This is a genomic window from Paenibacillus profundus (genome assembly GCF_021369635.1).
Lineage (GTDB): Bacteria > Bacillota > Bacilli > Paenibacillales > Paenibacillaceae > Paenibacillus_B > Paenibacillus_B profundus.
This window is the reverse complement of record NZ_JAJNBZ010000088.1, coordinates 1-1,946: the sequence shown is the minus strand read 5'-3', so window position 1 is coordinate 1,946 and position 1,946 is coordinate 1. Positions and strand designations below refer to the sequence as shown.

General features: G+C 46.9%; 1 protein-coding gene. It reads right to left on the bottom strand.

Annotated features, from left to right (window positions below; all coding sequences use genetic code 11):
* Positions 1-128: 128 nt before the first annotated feature.
* Positions 129-1,796: a transposase gene (locus LQV63_RS31180; protein WP_233699646.1), complete on the bottom strand. Its 1,668-nt coding sequence runs from the start codon at positions 1,794-1,796 to the stop codon at positions 129-131.
* Between the last annotated feature and the right edge of the window lie 150 nt (positions 1,797-1,946).

The window sequence follows — 1,946 nt, the reverse complement described above, 5'->3', positions numbered from 1 at the left end:
TTAGAGAGTGTCTATTCAATTCATGCTAAAGTGTATCTATTTTCCTTTTTGTGGATATTTGCTGGTATTTGGGTGTGTGAGACCTCTAAATGGTCATATTTGGGGTTCTCTTTGAGGTTTTTTCTTATTCATTGCGCTAAATGGGCAGACTTCTCCCTTGAATCGGAAATTCTCTTTTTTCGAATAAAGCTAAGTGTCGTACTTCCGATTTTTTTGATGATCACTTTCATGTTAACAACCATGCAGACAACTTTTACATCTCTGCGTCGTCTCTCACGGGTTCGCGTGCGAGCCCTGCCTAAACCGTGGTGATTTTTCATCTCGTTGTTCTTACGTTCAACAGTCGTGCGCGTAGCCTGCATAGCCTTGCCTTCTTCCGTTTCGTTCCATGCCTTCGACTGTTGGTGCAGTTCGTAGTAATCGCTAATGAAGATGGTTCGCCCTGTCTTTTTTGCAGTGGTGCAGGTAGACCGTACCGGGCACACTGCGCATTGGGAAGCGGTAAACTTATACGTTTTCCCTTCACGCTCTTGGCTGTGATAGGAAATCGCTGTCGTCTGGCCTTGGGGACAAGTGACGGTGTTGGCTAGCGGATCATACGCAAATTCTTCATTGCTCCGCATACCGTTTTTGCTGGCGCCAACTTGAGACCAGACGGGGGCTGAAAGCTTGATGTTCATTTCTGCAAAGTGACTGAGGTTACGTCCTGTCCCGTAGGCGGTATCTCCCACAACGGCAGCCGGTGTGACATGGTGCATGCTCTGTACTTGTTCAACCAGTTCGCGCAGCCGTTTCCCATCATCTTCATTTCCGGGAATCGGTTCTGCCGTAAGGACAAGGTCAGAGAGAGAAGACTTCACGACTTGTACTTTGTCACCGGTAAACTTGACACTCTTGGACTTGTATCCACCACGTACATCCGGGTCCACGCTACTTAGGATGAGATCTTTAGGTCTTTCGGACTTGGAACGCCTTTTGTAGGGCGCACTCGGATCATGGGGATCCTCTGGATGTACATACTGCGTGAGAATTTTGTACAGAATCGCTTGACTTTCGAGTGAAGCGAGTTGACGATCCCGACGAGGCCATGACCAAAAGAGCCGACGTACCGAGTCGCTTTCAAACCAATACAAGAGACCGTAGGCTTGAACGACCAGTTGGCTAAATGCCGCCAACCGCTCTCCCTCTGTCCCTTTCTGCGGAAACTTCATCTGAAGCGCATGAAGATCAACCTCTTTCAACAATTGCCGATGCAGAGCAGGAAAAGCGCGTTTTAGCGGGTTGACCACCCGTAACATCCCTTGCTGGATCAAACGATAGGCAGACCGCTTCGCAATAGCGCCGTGTGTAGGAAACGAATCGACCAGCCACAAGTCCTTATTGTCCCCCCAAAGCCCCCTCTGCTTGGCTTGGGCAAGGATATAGTGATGGCACACATCGAATAACTCGGAACCCATTCGGTTGCGGTCCAGTCCAAGTGTGCTATGGTCAAAGCCTGTAAAGGAAACGGGCACTCCTAAAAAGCGTTTAATAAACAAGTCACCGATGACACGCTCTTCCATTTCACGATCCGACAAATGATAATACCGCTGCACAATATGAAGTTTGAGTTTCAGGGATGGCGCGTACGGGTGCTGCCCCCTCCCGGAGTACAGGTGGGAGCAGATCCGGTCAGCAAAAGAAAAATCAATTTGTTCAGCAACCCGACTCCAAATAGGATGTTCTGGTAAACACGAAAAAACTTCAATATCACTGAACGAAAGTTGATCAAATTGCTTGTAACGAACCCGACTCATTCCAATCCCTCCACATTCAATATACTTTCATTATAAAAGAAAACAAGAGAAACGTGGAGAAATATCAAGAAAATAACGCATTATATTAATAAAATCGTTGTTTATAAAGAAATCACTTATCAAAAGCATCCACAATGAATAGACATTCTC

Excerpts from the sequence above, each read along its gene's own strand:
- LQV63_RS31180 (WP_233699646.1), bottom strand. The coding sequence starts at position 1,796 with ATGAGTCGGGTTCGTTACAAGCAATTTGATCAACTTTCGTTCAGTGAT.